The sequence below is a fragment of the Streptomyces sp. 142MFCol3.1 genome, from assembly GCF_000424945.1.
In the GTDB taxonomy this organism is placed as follows: Bacteria; Actinomycetota; Actinomycetes; order Streptomycetales; family Streptomycetaceae; genus Streptomyces; species Streptomyces siamensis.
The window spans coordinates 257099-272895 of sequence record NZ_AUKV01000005.1 but is presented as its reverse complement, the minus strand read 5'-3'; the positions used below and the strand labels follow the sequence as shown (position 1 = coordinate 272895).

Below are 15797 nucleotides of genomic sequence, written 5' to 3'. Positions count from 1 at the left end.
CGCAAAGGCAATCGAACTTGATCGATGCTCGCCGTTCGCGGGTGAGGCAGCCCATCACTGAGATCAGGATTGCCCTCAACCGCGTGAAGTGGCACGCAGGCGCAAGCCGGCAGTTGCGAGACCTTCGAAAGTGGTGACCTGGAAGCTGGGTTCCGGTCCGGGCGGCTCGCTCAATCGGTAGCGGCGGGCGGTGTGCGCAGTCAGGAGGGTCAGCATCGCCATGGCCAGAGCGACTCCCTCGCAGCCGTGCGGCCCGGTACCGAAGGAGAGGAAGACCCCGGGTTTCGCCGACGAGCCCGAATCGTCGAGCCAGCGCTCGGGCTGGAACCGGTCCGGCTCGGAGTGTTCCCGTGCGTCGCGGTGGGCGGTGTAGGGACAGACGAGAACAGTGGAACCGGCGTCGATGGTGTAGCCGGCGAGCTCAGTCCGTCGCGTGGCGCGCCGGGTCAGCAGCCAGCTCGGAGGGTGCAGTCTGAGCACCTCGCGCACCAGTGCCTGGGTGTACTGGAGGCTGTCGAGGTGGGTGTTGGTCGTCGCGGCCGGGTCCGCGGGGAGCATGGCGGCTTCGGCCGACACGCGGTCCGCTGCCTGGGGGTGCCGGGCCAGGTGGAGCAGGATCCATCCGGCTGCCCGGGAAGGTGTCTCGAAGGTGGCTACGGTGATTCCGGGCAGGGTGTCGAGGACGGCCTCTTCCGACAGCAGGCCGTAGCGGGATGCGGGCCGGAGCATCTGTCCCAGCAGGTCGTCACCGAGCAGCCCCGATGAACGGCGCCGGCGGACGATGGGCCGCAGAGCGTTCGTGAAGGCGACCTGCTGCCGTGTGCGGAACCGCCGGGCCGGTGTGGGGATCCAGCGCGGCAACACCCAGCGCGACGGGCGTACGAGTATCTCCCGGGCCAGGAAGAGCTGTGAGGCGAAAGGCAGCAGGGTGGGAGCGTCTTCGGAGAAGAGGTAGTGCACGCCGATCTCGGCCAGGGCATGCCTGACCATGGGCAGAACCTCGACGTCCTGGCTCGTGGGCCACTGGTCGGCGAATCGAGCGGCCCTGGGAGCGATCTCGCCGATCCGGGCTGCGACCGCATGTGCGCGTAGCCCACGCATGCGGGCGGTGTGAGCGTGGGCGCGTTCCTCAAGCGTCGGTGCGTTGCTCGACCCCTTCAACGGTGGGAAGAGAGGCGAGGGCGCCTTGGGGAACTTCTCTGCGTTGCGCAGGACCTCTTCACACGGCCCGGCCGCGGCGGCTACGTAGACGCCTGGCTCCAGCTGCCAGACGTCCCCGCACTCGTCAGCGCCACGGCGCGCCACGGCCAGCCGGTCGCGGCTCCAGGCCGCGAAGCCGCCTTCGGGCAACCGCGGCGGCTCGTTCGTTCGGCCCATGAGTTCGTCCCTGGCTCTCGTACCGGCCACACCCCCGATGTCGTCGGCGGTGTGGCTGGGAGTCGGCGGGCGCCCGGGGGCTCCCGCCGACAGAGTGGTCAGGCTGAGTCGGCGCCGGCGTACGCGTCCCATTCGTGTTCGCCGTACGCACCGTAGTGGCGGGTGAAGGACAGCTTCCCGAGCAACCTGGCGATCATGATGTACTCCTCTCGCCTGTTTGGGTTCTCCCCGCTGAGGGTTCGCTGATGAAGCTCCCATCAGCATTAAATGCCACGTTTTCCATGGTGCCACATCTGTCAATTCGGCCTACTCATGCTTCAGTCGCGCGCATGGATATAAGGCGCGCCCTTTCGGGCCCACCGCCCGCGGCAAAAGCGTTTGCCAGTGCGCCGGGGATGTGAACGTGGAGGGCCTGACGGTATGGGGCACCGGGCCGGGCCATGGGTGAGCACCGTGAAGAGTCGAACTCTTGTGTCAATGCCGAACGTTCAAATTTCGACCATGAATGGCCGGGACTTTGCGGCAAATCATACGCAGTTCATTTGGTGACGCACAGCCTCTCTTTGCGCGATATTTACCCATCGGTTGGCCGCAAAGAATTGGTCAAGGATGTGTCGACGTCCGCTGCCCTCGGGCCCCACGTTTCTCCGTGACCAGTCGGTGACGCTCAACCAGTCATCTTTCGCCCTTCCCCGGAGAAGGAGATATTCGTGGAACGTCGCAACTTGCTGCGCGGTGCGGTGATCGGTGCCCCTGCCGCCGCCTTCGGCGGCACCCTCATGCACGGCGCGCGGCCTACGCGGCCCCCGCTCCCAGAACGGCACCAGCCCCTGCGGTGGCCTGCCGGCCGCCGACGGGATCGTGCCGCCGTCCGGCTTCACCAGCCGCGTCATCGCCCGCTCCGCCCAGACCGTCGCCGGCACCTCGCACACCTGACACAACGCCACTGACGGTGGCGCCTGTCACCCGGACGGGTCGGGCCGGATCTACCTCTCCAACTCGGAGATCAACCCCTCCGGCGGCGCGAGCCAGCTCGGAGTGTCCGTACGCGGCGGTCCTGTTGCGGGGGCGCTTGGGCCACTTGGGATCGTCGCGGTCGAGGGGCCGCCCATGCGGTGGCCGGCGCTGCTGACGGTGACCACGCGCGACGCGAGTGCGGGCGGCAAGAGATCCCGCGGCAGTGCGGTGAGGGCGAAGTGCCCGAGGTGGTCGGTGCCGAGTCGCAGCAAGTCGAAGCCGTCGGCCGTGGTGCGGTACGGGGTGTACAACACAGAGGCGGCAGCTTCTTGCCGGTCGGGCCGATTTGTACGGCCGTATCCAGCTGCGGGCAGGCTGAGCCGCAAACCGCTTCGGTCACCAGGGGCCTCAGACCCTTTGGATCAGGCTGTTGAGCTACCTCCGGTTGGTCCGAGGCGCTTGCTCGACAGTCTTCGGGAGTCGGATGCCCGGAGCGCGAAGAGCGAGTACTGCCATGTCGTCGTGTCCGTCGCTGGGGTGCTCGTCGATCAGCACGCGAACGAGGTCGGCCAAGGGCAGGTCAGCGTGAACCTGCGCGACGGCGGCGAGGCGTTGCAGACCCGCCTCTAGCGAGTGGTCTCGGTGCTCGACGAGCCCATCGGTGAAGAGGACAACCGTGGCATCGACGGGAAGGGGACGAGTGTGGGTGTGGCGTCGTGCGGTGGTGTCGATACCGAGGGGCAGGTCGGGGTCGGCGGGCAAGTAGCGGACCTCGCGATCGGGGGTGATCACCAGGGGCGGAAGGTGACCCGCAGTGCTCCAGCGCAACGTCCAGCCGGCCGACGGAGCGGGTTCGATCCGGGCAAGGCACGCGGTGGTCACGGGGTTGTCCGTGATGGCCTGGAGGGTCCGGTCGAGGTGAGCGAGCACGGCGCTGGGCGAGGTGCAGCGATCGTAGAGCAGGGCGCGCAGCATGTTGCGGGTCTGGGCCATGGAGGCGGCCGCCTGGAGGTCGTGTCCGACGACGTCGCCGATGACTGCGACGCAGGCCCGGTCGGGAACCAGCAGGGCGTCGTACCAGTCCCCGCCCACGTGGTCGGGGGTGCTGGCGGGACGATAGGCCGCAGCAGCGTCGAAAGGCTCCAGGTGATCGGGCAGCCGTGGCAGCAGGAGGCGCTGGAACCGTTCGGCGTCACACCGGGCCTGCTCATACAGGCGAGCATCGTCGATGGCCAGGGCCGCGGCGCCCGCCAGGGCCACGATCAGATCTTCGTCGCGGCCGTCGAACGGGCGCCCGTCGCTTCGCTCGGAAAGATACAGATCCCCGTAGATCTTCCCGCGGATGGTGATCGGGGCGCCCAGCAGGGTACGCATGGGCGGGTGACCGGGCGGGAAGCCTGCCGAGTCCGGGTGGCTGGAGATGCCGTCGACGCGCAGGGGCACAGGATGGCTGATCAGATGCCCGAGCAGGCCGCGCCCATGAGGAAGCTCCACCCCGGCCAGGTCGGCCCTCTCCTGCTCCGACAGGCCCACCGGCAGGAACAGATCGAGGCGCTCGCCCTTCCCGTCCAGTACCCCGAGCGCACCATAACGGGCACCGACCAGTTCCATCGCGGTGGAAATGATCAACTCCAGGACGACGGACAGGTCCACCTCCCGGCTCAGGACGGCCTCGTACAGGTCGTGCAACTCGTCCTGGGCCCGGGCCAGGGCCCTGAGCTGCTCGGCGATCCGCTCCAGTTCGACACCCAAGCGCAGTCTGGGCGCAGACTGGAACTGGGGTTGTTGAATGTGCTCGCTCATCACGGCCGCCCGACAGTGCACGGTGCACCTCACCGATCATTCTCCCCCAAAGCGGGACACCGCACCCCGGCGCAGCACGGTTGCCGACCGCGGGCGCCTGCCAACCCGCATTCCGCCGTGGAGGACGAGTGTCGAGGTCGCTACGCGCCGGCACGGCTGCTGATGGCCGCTCAGTTCGCCATCGACGCGGTCTCCGCACGCTCATGCCCTACCTGGCCGATCGCCTCGCCCACGGGCTCGGCCTCGCGGCCTGGACACGCCGGATGCCGGCCCCTTCCTGAGGCCGGCACCGGCGCTCGGCGTGGCTGGGATCAGTGGCCGCCGCCACCTCCACCGCCGTGGCCGCCGCCACCGCCACCGCCGTGACCACCGCCGCCACCGCCGTGACCGCCACCGCCACCGCCGTGACCGCCACCGCCGTAGCCGCCACCACCGTGGTCGCCGCCGTAGCCGCCACCACCGTGGTCGCCGCCGTAGCCGTTGTCGTTGTCATAGCCGCCGTGGCCGTATCCGCAGTCGCCGTTCCAACCGTTGTCACAATCGTCGTCGTTCCAGGAACTGCTGTAACTGGAGTTGTGGTTCGAGCTCGCCGAAGCGGTGCCCGCCGTACCGATCGCGGCACCACCGGCCATCAGCAGACCGGCAGCCGACATCACGAAGACGCGCCTGGCGCGTTGTGATCGCATGGGAAAACGCCTCTCCATCGTCTCTCGCGGCGCCACATAGGACTGACGCGAGGTGGATGGCCGCCGCCGCAGAAGAAGGAAGAAGGTGCGGCGCGGTCTATGGGCTTACCGCGGCATTCTCATGAGCACCGCCCTGCCGCCGATGTCTCCAGAAACCCCTGCGCCAGGTTGCGCAGTGGCCACTGTGACCGGGTTCCCGCGGTGACGGAACCTCGTCGGACGCTATGCCGCGCATCGCGGCATTTCATCCATAAAGTGTAGCGCGCCACGCAACATCTCCAGAGCGACTCAGGCATCCCGCGCCGCGGCCGCCGGAGGGTCTCGTCGGTGATCGTCGACGCACGGTCCGTGGCGCCTGCGCTCGATGCCGCGCTCGAAGAGTGAGTGCTCGGTCTGTACGGCGGCGAGCGGGTGGAGGGCGTGGGCCCGCCGGATCTTCCGGGCGGACGTCTCGCACACACCGGTGTGGCGACCATGGTCCTCTCCGCGACCCAGGCCTGGTTCTGGGCCGACGAGAGCGGGCAGTCCTGGTCACCGGAGCGGCTGGCTCAGCACCGCTCGGCGGTCATCGAGGGACACCCACCCGTGGCCCGGGCGACACACACTTCGCGTTTTCAGCATGCGGTGCCACTACTCGGGCCAGTCGGAGTCCTTGATGACCTCCACGAAGTCGCCGCGCACGAAGCCGGGGGAAAAGTGGGCCAGCACGTCCGCCTTGACGTTGCCGAACGTCGTCCCGGCGCGATCCTTGATGCCTTCGGTGAAGGCGGCGAGGATCCGGTTCTTGAAATCCGGGCGGGGGTGGGCCGCGACGACGGCCGCGCGTTGTTCGTCGGAGATGGCGTGATAGCCGATGCCCAGGACGTCCAGTTCCACGCCACGGGTGACCAGGGCCACTTCGGGTGCCATGTGCAAGGGGATCTCCGGGGTGGTGTGCAGGGCGACGGCCGTCCAGACCCGGTCGGCCGGCTCGCCGGTGATCCCGTGGGCATGCAGGAAACGGCGGGCCTCGTCGGCACCGTCGATCTCGAAACGCTGGTCGGTACGGCGCAAACGCTCGGTGAGTCCCAGGTCGTGGAACATCGCGCCCACGTACAGCAGCTCCGGGTCGAAGTGCAGCCCCTGTTCCCGGCCCCGGAGCGCCCCGAACAGAAACACCCGCCGGGAGTGGTCGAACAGCAATGGCGAGGCAACATCCCGTACCAGCTCGGTCGCCTCCCGCGTCAGCACGCTGTCCGGGATCCGCACGCCCGCAATCGATTCACCCATGATGACCGCCTTCCTCTCCATGCTCGGTCACTGACCTCCTACAGACTCGTCGCGTGGCGTAGGCTGATGCCATGTCCTTCCTGCCACACAAGCCACAGATTCAGACATGACACATCGTGTCGCCTTCCTGGTGTTCGACGGTGTGACCCTGCTCGACGTCAGTGGTCCCTCGGAGGTGCTGCATCAGGCGGGACGCCTCGGCCACCCCTACACACCGGTACTGGTCTCCCCCAGCGGCGGCTACGTCACGACCTCCTCGGGCTTCGCGCTGGCCCAGACCGTGGCGGCGGCCGACGTCGGGCCGGTTGACACGCTCGTGGTCGCCGGAGCCGACCGGCTCGCCGAGCGCCCCCGGGATGAGGAGCTGCTGGGGGCGGCCGCCCTCCTCGCCGAAGGGGCCCTGCGGGTCGCATCGGTCTGCACCGGCGCATTCGTCCTCGCCGAGCTGGGCCTGCTCGATGGGCGCAGGACGACCACACACTGGCGGCACGCCAAGACGCTCGCCCGCCGCTACCCCCGGGTCCACGTCGAGCCGGACGCCCTCCACGTCCGGGACGGCCGGTACGTCACCTCCGCAGGTATCAGCGCGGGCATCGATCTGGCCCTGGCACTGGTCGAGGACGACCACGGAGCGGCCGCGGCCCGGGAGGCCGCCCGCGAACTGGTCGTCTTCATGCAGCGGCCAGGCGGGCAGTCGCAGTTCTCCACGGCTCTGGCGACCCCACCGGCCCGCAGCGACCTGCTGGGCTCGCTGACCGCGTCCGTGCTCGCCGACCCGGCCGCCGACCACAGCCTGCCCGCCATGGCCGCGTCCGCCGCCGTCAGCACCCGGCACCTGACCCGGCTGTTCCAGACCGAACTGAACACCACACCCGCACGCTGGGTCGAGCGTGTCCGCCTCGACCGCGCGCAGCAGCTGCTTCTCGACGGGCACAGCGTGACCTCGGCCGCGCAGCACAGCGGGCTCGGCAGCGACGAGACCCTTCGCCGCGCCTTCGCCCGTCACCTCGGCACCACCCCGACCGAATACCGCAGACGCTTCGCCACCACACGTCCCCAGGATTCACCGCAGTGATGCCGAACCCGTGGTGCAACGACCCTGCGCTGCGGCTGCCTTCGCTTGAGGCCGACGCCGGACCGCTCCCCTGCGCATCACACACTCGGGCACTCGCACACGACATCGCCGGCCTCGGCCCCCATGTGCGGCGCGAGCGCCGCCCTTGTCGGGAGCGGCTGGCGGGCCGGCAGCGCGCAAGACCGGGCTGAACCTCCAACCGCCGAAACGGCCACCGACTTTCCCACAGGGTCGGTCGGCTGGCGTTTCGTCAGCTCCATGCTCGCTTGCTGTCCCGTCATAGGCCAACTGGGCGTCCGCGAGGCGGGTGGTGGGAATCGAGAAGATTACAGGCCCGCCGCGTCGCGGACTCCGTACGGCATGACCGGTTCGATACTCATCTGCATGCGCGTCGAATACGACCCCGAGGCCATGGGCAGGGCCACCTTCTACAGGTTCCTGACGTCCGTCGTTATTCCTCGCCCGATCGCCTGGGTCTCCACGATCACCTCGGACGGAAGCACGGAGAACCTCGCCCCTCACTCCTTCTTCAGTATCGCCAGCACCGACCCCCCGATCGTCCAGTTCACCTCGATAGGGCGCAAGGACTCCCTGCGCAACGTGGAGGACACCGGAGAGTTCGTCGTCAACTTCTCGTCCGAGCCGCTACTGGACCTGATCAACGCCACCGCCACCGACTTCCCCCGGTCCGTCAGCGAATTCAACATCGCCGGCATCCAGCGCGAAGCCAGCAGGTGCGTGCGCCCACCCAGGGTGGCCGCATCTCACGTGGTCCTGGAGTGCCGTTCGCACACCACCTTGCGGATGGGCAACTCCACCCTCGTCTTCGGACGCGTGGTCCACGCCGCAGCGGACCAGGAGTACCTCGCCGACGACCGTCCCAGCAGCAGCCTACTGCGCCCTCTCACCAAGCTCGGCGGCGACGAGTGGGGCACCCTGGGCGAGGTCATCCACCTGAGCCGCATCCCGTACGAGGAACCCGCCCCCGACTGACCCCGCCTCCCCTACGACCCAGGCACCAGCAGACGGCTTCGCACGCAAGCCTCCGCGCACCGGTTCGACTCCACTACTACGACCCGCACCATGGTCAGCGGACATCGTCCGGCAACATGCGGCGAGGGTGTGCGTCGAGGAGGGCGCCGTCGTGTCCCGGCCTTCGGCTGGTCCGTCAGCCCGTGCCGAGCGGACCTTGCGGGGAGATCAGGCCGCTCTCGTAGGCGAGTACGACGGCCTGTACGCGGTCCCTCAGATCGAGCTTCGACAGGATGCGGCCGACATGTGTCTTGACCGTGGTCGGGCTGAGGAAGAGGCGGTCCGCGAGTTCGGCGTTGCTGAGGCCGGTCGCCAGCAGGCGCAGCACTTCCAGTTCGCGCGGCGTCAGCCCGGACAGGTCGGCGTGGGCACCGACCCGCGGGGGCTCCTGGCGGTGGGCGAAGCGTTCGATCAGTCTGCGGGTGATCGTGGGTGCGAGCAGGGCGTCACCGGAGCGCACGAGGCGTACAGCGGCCACCAGGTGCTCGGGGGTGACGTCCTTGAGCAGGAAGCCGCTCGCTCCGGTGGTGAGCGCCGCGTACACGTAGTGGTCGAGGTCGTAGGTGGTGAGGATGATGACCCGGGTGCCTTCGGAACCGTCGGGTCCGCTGCCGAGAATGCGTCGGGTGGCCTCGATGCCGTCCATCCGCGGCATCCGGATGTCCATGAGGACGACGTCGGGCCGGGTGCGCCTGACGGCGTCGACCGCTTCCGCGCCGTCCGCGGCCTCGGCCGTCACCTCGATGCCGTCGGCGGCGAGGATCATGCCGAAGCCCGTACGGACCAGGGCCTGGTCGTCCGCGATGACGGCGCGCAGCGCGGGCGCGTTCACACCGCCTCCCACGGGATTCGGGCCGTGACCCGGTAGCCGCCGGTGAGGGTCGGTCCGACGCTGAGCTCGCCGCCGTAGAGCGCGAGCCGCTCGCGCAGCCCGATCAGTCCGCGGCCGTTGCCGCCCACGGCCGGCGAGTCCCGGACGGCCCCCGTGTCGGTGACCTCGATCTCGAGCCAGGATTCGGCGAAGCCGATCGCCACGGTCGCAGCGGCGCCCGCCGCGTGCTTGATCGTGTTCGTGAGTGCCTCCTGGACGACGCGGTATGCCGTGAGTTCCACCCCGGGCGGCAGCGGTCCGGCAGGCAGCGACACCGTCAGGTCCACCGGTGTCCCGGCGGCCCGCACCCTTTCGGCGAGGGAGTCGAGTTGTCCGAGGCCGGGCTGGGGTTCCAGGCCGTCCGCGGGAGTGTCGGCGCCCGTGTCCGGGCTCGCGAGCAGGCCCATCACATGGCGGAGTTCGGCCATGGCGGCGCGTCCCCCGGCCTCAACCGCCAGCAGTGCCTGCTTCGACCGTTCCGGGGCCGCGTCCATCACCTTGCGCGCCGCGCCCGCCTGAATGACCATCACGCTCACATTGTGGGTGACGACGTCGTGGAGTTCGGCGGCTATCCGGGCGCGCTCTTCCTCGACGGCCCGGCGCATGGCCTTCTCCTGGGCCTGTTGCAGGTCCGTGAAGCGTTTTCGGCTGGCTTCCAGGCGCAGGCGCCCGAATCGGACGAGGCTGGCCAGCACCCCGACGACCAGGAGCACGACGGCGGGGCTTGACCAGCCGGGGAGCACGGGGTCCGAATCCCGGAAGGCGACGCCCGCCAGCACGGCGGCGACGATCAGCGCGGCCATCGCCCGGGTCCGGTAGCGGCTGTGCGCGACGGCTCCGTACGCGCCGATGCTGCAGGTCAGTACGTTGATCCAGGAGACGCTGTCGCCTATGGCCAGTGCGGCGGCGGCGACCACCCCGAACGCGAGCAGCGGGTACCTGCGCCGGGCCCCGAGCGGCAGCGCCGAGAGTACGACCAGGACCCAAGGTGCGGAGCGCGCCGGTTCGTACACCACCCCTGGACGGGGAATGGCCGGCGGGGACGGGATCGTGCCCCGGTTCTCTGTGACGGCTCTGGAGCTGATGCGTACCGGCCCGTCGCCGGGATAGCGCGCGGCCACGATGAGCGCGACGACGGTCAGCAGAACCGCCAGCACCACGTCCACGCGCACCGCCCGCCGTGACAGCGGGGCGGGCTCCCCCTCCGGCCGCATCGCGTCGCGGGCGTGTGCCCACCACGTGCCCGGCCGCAGCACGTCGCCGGCCCGCTCTCGCCATGTGCCCGCCCACGACGCGTCGCGCGGCCGCCCGTACGGGTCCTCCTTCTCCATCCGCACATTGTGTGGCCCCCCGGCACACCTCCGCGTCCACCTGTGTGACCGCGCACCTGTCCGCCAGGAGTACTCCTCGAGGACGACCCCGCCGCCAGGTCCTCCGCGAGGAGGGCCGTATGTCGGTGCCACGGCCGACGCGCCGCCGCGGCGTTCGCCCGTACGTTCACCGGGCCCGCACAGGCATCGGCTTCCCGACCACGAAGGACGGACTCATGACTCAGGTGATCGAACTGGAGGGCGTGGCCAAGCGGTACGGCGGCGCCGACGCCGCGGCGCTCGGCCCGGTCGAACTCTCGGTGGCCGAGGGCGAGGCCCTCGCCGTGACGGGTCCGTCGGGCAGCGGCAAGTCCACGCTGCTGAACCTCGTCGCCGGTTTGGACCGGCCGACCGAAGGCGCGGTGACCGTGGCCGGGCAGCGCGTCGACCGGTTGAGCGAGCACGCGCTGGCCCGGTTCCGCCGCGAACGGATCGGTATGGTCTTCCAGTTCTTCAACCTGCTCGACGACCTCACTGTCGCCGACAACATCCAGCTTCCCGCCCAGCTGACCGGGACCGCCCGGCGGGCGGCGGTATCCCGCGCCGGGGAGCTGATGGAGGTGCTGGGAATCCAGAAGCACGCTCGCGCCTACCCGGGGCGGTTGTCCGGCGGCGAGCGCCAACGGGTCGCTGTGGCACGGGCCTTGGTGAACCGGCCCGCTCTGCTGCTCGCCGACGAACCGACGGGCGCGCTGGACACCGCCTCGGGGCAGGAGGTACGTGATCTGCTCGTCGACTTGCACCGCGGCGGCCAGACCGTTGTCCTCGTCACGCACGACCTGGAGCTGGCCCGGGCGTGTGCGCGGCGCACGATCCATCTCGTCGACGGCCGCGTCGCGGTCGACACGCACGTGGAGGCCGTCCGATGAGCCGTTTCGGCAGCGGTGCCTTGGGGAGGGTGGTGCGTTCCGGGGTCGGCAGGCGACGCGTCCAGACGCTGGTGATCGCCGTGGCGACGATGATGGCGGTGGCCTCGGCCGTGGTCGCCGGGTCGCTCATGGTCGCCACGAACGCTCCCTTCGACCATGCCTTCGCGCGGCAGCACGGGGCGCACCTCACCGCGGAGTTCGACCCGGACCGCGTGAGCGCGACACGGCTGGCGAGCACCCGTCGCCTGCAGGGGGTCACGGCGAGCGCGGGACCGTTCCCGTCCACGACGATCAGACCGGTGGGCCCGGACGGCGGGCACCTGCCCGCGTTGACGCTGGTCGGACGGCCCGGCCCGGGAAAGGACGTGGACGAACTGGACCTGAGGTCGGGCCGGTGGGCGCGCAAGCCCGGCGAGATCGTGTTGTCGTCCGAATTCTCCGGCCAGTTCCTCAAGCTCGGTTCGACACTGAGGAGTTCCGACGCCGCAAACGCGCGGACGCTGACCGTCGTCGGCTTCGCGCTGTCGGCCGGCAGCAGCGCCGAGGTCTGGGCGACCCCCGCCCAGGTCAGGTCCCTGGCCACCGGGGACACAGGCCTCACCAGCCAGATGCTCTACCGCTTCGACTCCGCGGCAACGAAAGCCCAGATCGCGGACGACCGCAAGAAGCTCACCGCCGCCCTGCCCAAGGGGGCGCTGGTCGGTACCCAGTCGTGGCTGGACACCAAGCGCGCCGCCGATCAGGGTGCGGCGGCGACGATCCCCTTCCTGTTCGCCTTCGGAGTGCTCGGCATCGTCATGTCGGTGATCATCGTCGGTAGCGTGATCAGCGGCGCGGTCGGCACGAGCCTGCGCCGGATCGGCATCCTCAAGGCCATCGGATTCACCCCGGGCGAGGTCGTACGGGCCTACGTGGCCCAGGCGTTGATCCCCGCCGCGGCCGGCATCGCGCTGGGGGTCGTCCTCGGCAACCTGCTGGCCGTACCGCTGCTGGAGGACACCGAGTCCGTGTATGGAACGGTCTCGCTCTCGGTGGCCTGGTGGGTGGATGTCGTGGTGCCCGCCTGCGCGCTGCTCGTGGTCGGTATCGCGGCGCTGGTGCCCGCGCTGCGGGCCGGGAGGCTGCGGACGGTCGAGGCGATCGCCGTCGGCAGGGCACCGCGCACCGCGCGCGGTCAGTGGGCGCACCGCGCGGCCGGGCGGCTCCCGCTGCCCAGGCCGGTGACATACGGTCTTGCCAGCCCCTTCGCCCACCCCGTGCGCGCCTTGGCCATGGTGCTGGCAGTGACCTTCGGAACGGTGGCCGCGACGTTCGCGGTGGGACTGACGCAGTCCCTCGACGCCGTGGCCGGCGCGCAGGATCCCGAGAACCGCGCCGATGTCACCGCCATCATCGGCGGACCCGACTCGGGCCGCGGGCCGCGCCCGGTGGAGCAGAGGCAGAAGCCGTCCGCGGCCGGCTCCGAGCGCGCGCCCGCAGCATCGGCGGCGAACCAGGAGCAGCCGTCGGCCGACCCGGACAAGGTGCGTGCCGCGATCGCGGCGCAGCCCGCCACCGCCACGTACTACGGCACGGCGATGGGGGACGCCAGGGTGTCCGGGATCTCCGGCACCGTCCGCGCCATGCTCTACCAGGGTGATTCACGCCCCGGCAGCTACGAGATGATCCACGGGCACTGGCTGTCCGGGCGGGGCCAGGTCGTGGTGCCCACCCGCTTCTTGGAGAGGACGGGCACCAGGGTCGGCGAGAGCGTGCGGGTGACGTTCGAGAAGGAGACCGTGAGCCTGCGGATCGTCGGCGAGGCATTCGACACGTCGGACGACGGCATGCGGGTCCACGCGGATCTCGACAGCTTCGCCGAGGCGCAGCCGGAGGCCTTCCACATCCAGGTCGAGCCGGGGATCTCCCCCGCCGACTACGCGCAGAAACTCAGCCAGGCGATCAAGCCCCTGGGCGGCGACGCGTTCGCCGAATCCGCCCCGGAGGGAGAGAACATGATCGTGCTCCTGGAGGCGATGGCCGCGCTGCTCACCCTGATGCTGGTCTCCGTGGCGGGCCTCGGAGTACTCAACTCCGTCGTCCTCGACACCCGCGAGCGCGTCCACGACCTGGGAGTGTGCAAGGCACTCGGCATGTCCCCGCGCCAGACGGTGGGGCTCGTACTCGCCTCGGTGGCCGGGATCGGTGTCGTCGGCGGGCTGATCGGCGTCCCGGTCGGGTTCGCGCTGCACGGCTACGTGCTGCCGGTCATGGGAGAAGCCGCGGGCACCGGCCTGCCGCCCTCCGTCCTCGACGTCTACGACCCCACGCAACTGCTGCTGCTCGGCCTGGCCGGCGTACTCGTCGCTGTGTCGGGCGCGATGGTCCCGGCAGGATGGGCTGCCAAGGTCCGCACGGCCACAGCGCTGCGCACCGAGTGACCGGCAGGCGATCGGCACCCTGCGGTGCTCCGAGACATGCTGGGTGGTCCGCACCGCGCGGTGCGCGCGGAGACGCGCTGTGTGCTCCGCACCGTGCGCTGCCTGCCGGGACGCCGCCGCCTGAACCGTACCGGTCCTGTTGTCGGTGCCCGTGCCGGAACAACTCGGCCACCCGGACCCTCAGCTCGTTCTTCGTCCCCAGCCGGCGTCCAGGAGCGACCAGCGGCGCAGCCGAACCCGTCGGAGCAGCCGCACCCGGCAGAGGCACAGCCTTGGCCGTAGTGCAGCTTGTAGTAGGTGATGGCGTGGAAGCACACCGGATCATGGCACCGAGCAGTCCTTCAGACAGACCACCCGTTTCCGTGCGCCAACGGTCCGCCGCCAGAGTCCTGGGTGACCGCACGTTTCGGCTGTCCTCGGGGCAACGCGGTCGAGGCGAGGAAGTCGTCGAGCATCGCGATCTGTACGTCCTCGGGGAATCGGCCGGGGTCGAAGAGCGCCTGGACCACCAGTCCGTGTGTGAAGGCGACGGCTGCGGCCGCGAGTTGCTCCGGGTCCACGGTCGCGGGGAGTTCGCCGAGATCACGTGCGGCCTCGATGTGCGGGCGGATCGTCGAGCGCAGCCGGGTGTAGCGGTCGGCCTGTTGGGTGGTCAGCTCGCCATCGGCGAGAGAGAGGTCCCAGGAGCTGACCCAGATGCGATTGCGGGCGATGTCGCCCGGCGTCAGCGGCAGGATGTCCAGGAGCATGGCGCGCACCGTGGCGAGGCCCGCGCCGGGACGCGCGCGGCGGGGCCTGTCGGCGGTGCGTTGCTCCAGCAGGTGCAAGGCGTGCGTGATCAGGGCCCGTTTCGTCGGGAAGTAGTGCATGAGCATCCCGGTCGAGACGCCCATCCCTGTGGCGACGGCACGCAGGGTCAGCCCGCCGAACCCCTTCTCGGCGAGGACCTGCCATACGGCCTCGGATACGTCTTTGCGACGGGCTTCACGGTCTCCGGGCGCGGGCGGCATGGTGCTAGCTTACGTACCGAACGCTTGTTATGCACCTAGAGAAGGGGCCTCCATGTTCATCCTGCCGCTCGGCGCCCATGCCCAGCTCCGTCCGCTGGAGCCCTGGCAGGCACCGGAGTTCCTCGCCCATATCGATCGCGCCCGGGCCACGGTGGACCCGTGGATCCCCTGGGCGACGTTCAGTACCGACCTCGAATCGGCCACGGCCACCCTGCAGCGCTACGCCGACCGTCTGGCCGCGGACACCGGCCGGATCTACGGCATATGGCTGGACGGCGACCTGGTCGGCGGCGTCATGTTCACCCGATTCGACAGCGCCGCCGGCGTCTGCGAGATCGGCTGCTGGCTGGAGCAGTCCGGGGAGGGGCGAGGCCTAGTGACCCGAGCCTGCCGGATGCTGATCGACTGGGCTTTTCGGGAACGCGGAATGAGCCGCGTCGAATGGTGGGCGGCCGCGGGCAACACCCGCAGCACCGACGTCGCACGCCGGTTGGGCATGACCCGCGACGGCGTGCTCCGGCAGCGTTATCCGCATCAAGGTGTGCGCCAGGACAGCGAGGTCTGGTCGGTCCTTTCCGAGGAATGGCCCTCTGCCGAGGAAGAGTCCAGGTCAGACGTCCTGGCCGAGTTCGACCGGCTGATGAGCGTATTCATCGGCGCCTTCACCAACACCGGCGACCGCGACCCCGACCTCAGCGTCATCCGCGACGTCTTCGTCCCACAGGGAAGGATCATCGCGAACGTCGGGAACGAACCAGTGATCTACGACCTCGACGCGTTCATCGAGCCACGGCAGAAGATGCTCACTGACGGAACGCTGACAGAGTTCTCCGAATGGGAGGTCTCCGAGCGGACCGAGATCTTCGGATCGATCGCGCACCGGTTCAGCGAATACCGCAAATCCGGCTACCGGCACGGCAAGCGGTTCGAGGGCTCCGGCTGCAAGACCACTCAGTTCCTCCGGACCCCGTCAGGATGGAAAATCTCCTCGCTGGCCTGGGACGACGGGCCCACCACCGTCACCGGATGACCGGACCGCTGCCCCGGAAGACGGGTGT

Annotated in this window: 13 protein-coding genes and 1 pseudogene; 6 read left to right on the top strand and 8 right to left on the bottom strand. The window is 69.7% G+C overall.

Going from position 1 to position 15797, the window contains the following annotated elements:
* Window positions 1-75 precede the first annotated feature (75 nt).
* Window positions 76-1377, bottom strand: a complete 1302-nt coding sequence (locus H305_RS0109410; protein WP_078628948.1) for a cytochrome P450 — start codon at window positions 1375-1377, stop codon at window positions 76-78.
* 710 nt (window positions 1378-2087) lie between these two features.
* Between H305_RS0109410 and H305_RS54610 the strand changes: the two are divergent.
* A pseudogene (locus H305_RS54610) lies at window positions 2088-2448 on the top strand (translocation protein TolB); the annotation flags it as partial.
* On the opposite strand, the gene H305_RS49320 reads toward H305_RS54610, so the two are convergent.
* The 4 genes from H305_RS49320 to H305_RS0109375 form a co-directional block, all read right to left on the bottom strand.
* The gene (locus H305_RS49320) at window positions 2364-2648 is read right to left on the bottom strand and encodes a hypothetical protein (RefSeq protein WP_028800169.1); all 285 of its coding nucleotides are present in this window, start codon (window positions 2646-2648) and stop codon (window positions 2364-2366) included. The pseudogene H305_RS54610 and the gene H305_RS49320 overlap by 85 nt on opposite strands.
* A gap of 121 nt (window positions 2649-2769) precedes the next feature.
* The gene (locus tag H305_RS45135; protein WP_051370496.1) at window positions 2770-4137 is read right to left on the bottom strand and encodes a GAF domain-containing SpoIIE family protein phosphatase; all 1368 of its coding nucleotides are present in this window, start codon (window positions 4135-4137) and stop codon (window positions 2770-2772) included.
* A 311-nt stretch (window positions 4138-4448) separates the two neighbouring features.
* Complete coding sequence (locus tag H305_RS50385; protein ID WP_078628947.1) at window positions 4449-4823, bottom strand: hypothetical protein; 375 nt, start codon at window positions 4821-4823, stop codon at window positions 4449-4451.
* A 630-nt stretch (window positions 4824-5453) separates the two neighbouring features.
* On the bottom strand, window positions 5454-6092 hold the full coding sequence (locus H305_RS0109375) for an HD domain-containing protein (protein ID WP_028800168.1): 639 nt from the start codon (window positions 6090-6092) through the stop codon (window positions 5454-5456).
* Between the two features lie 106 nt (window positions 6093-6198).
* Here H305_RS0109375 and H305_RS0109370 point away from each other — a divergent pair, with 106 nt between their 5' ends.
* Window positions 6199-7167: a GlxA family transcriptional regulator gene (locus tag H305_RS0109370; protein ID WP_028800167.1), complete on the top strand. Its 969-nt coding sequence runs from the start codon at window positions 6199-6201 to the stop codon at window positions 7165-7167.
* Between the two features lie 384 nt (window positions 7168-7551).
* Window positions 7552-8160 (top strand): flavin reductase family protein, encoded by a 609-nt coding sequence (locus tag H305_RS0109365; protein WP_028800166.1) that lies wholly within the window; start codon window positions 7552-7554, stop codon window positions 8158-8160.
* Window positions 8161-8335: 175 nt separating this feature from the next.
* On the opposite strand, the gene H305_RS0109360 is transcribed toward H305_RS0109365, so the two are convergent.
* Together H305_RS0109360 and H305_RS45125 are read right to left on the bottom strand one after the other, a co-directional pair.
* A complete protein-coding gene (locus H305_RS0109360) occupies window positions 8336-9031 on the bottom strand; it encodes a response regulator (protein ID WP_234020692.1) in 696 nt (231 codons plus the stop codon).
* Window positions 9028-10401, bottom strand: a complete 1374-nt coding sequence (locus tag H305_RS45125; protein ID WP_078628946.1) for a sensor histidine kinase — start codon at window positions 10399-10401, stop codon at window positions 9028-9030. The genes H305_RS0109360 and H305_RS45125 overlap by 4 nt, the downstream gene beginning before the upstream one ends.
* A gap of 215 nt (window positions 10402-10616) precedes the next feature.
* On the opposite strand from H305_RS45125, the gene H305_RS0109350 reads away from it, so the two are divergent.
* Window positions 10617-11309 carry an ABC transporter ATP-binding protein gene (locus tag H305_RS0109350; protein ID WP_028800164.1) on the top strand — a complete coding sequence of 231 codons (693 nt, stop codon included), beginning with the start codon at window positions 10617-10619 and terminating at the stop codon, window positions 11307-11309.
* Window positions 11306-13729 (top strand): ABC transporter permease, encoded by a 2424-nt coding sequence (locus H305_RS0109345; RefSeq protein WP_028800163.1) that lies wholly within the window; start codon window positions 11306-11308, stop codon window positions 13727-13729. The genes H305_RS0109350 and H305_RS0109345 overlap by 4 nt, the downstream gene beginning before the upstream one ends.
* Before the next feature lie 341 nt (window positions 13730-14070).
* On the opposite strand, the gene H305_RS45120 is transcribed toward H305_RS0109345, so the two are convergent.
* The gene (locus H305_RS45120; protein WP_078628945.1) at window positions 14071-14739 is read right to left on the bottom strand and encodes a TetR/AcrR family transcriptional regulator; all 669 of its coding nucleotides are present in this window, start codon (window positions 14737-14739) and stop codon (window positions 14071-14073) included.
* 52 nt (window positions 14740-14791) lie between these two features.
* Here H305_RS45120 and H305_RS0109335 point away from each other — a divergent pair, with 52 nt between their 5' ends.
* Window positions 14792-15769: a GNAT family N-acetyltransferase gene (locus H305_RS0109335; protein WP_028800162.1), complete on the top strand. Its 978-nt coding sequence runs from the start codon at window positions 14792-14794 to the stop codon at window positions 15767-15769.
* Window positions 15770-15797 lie beyond the last annotated feature (28 nt).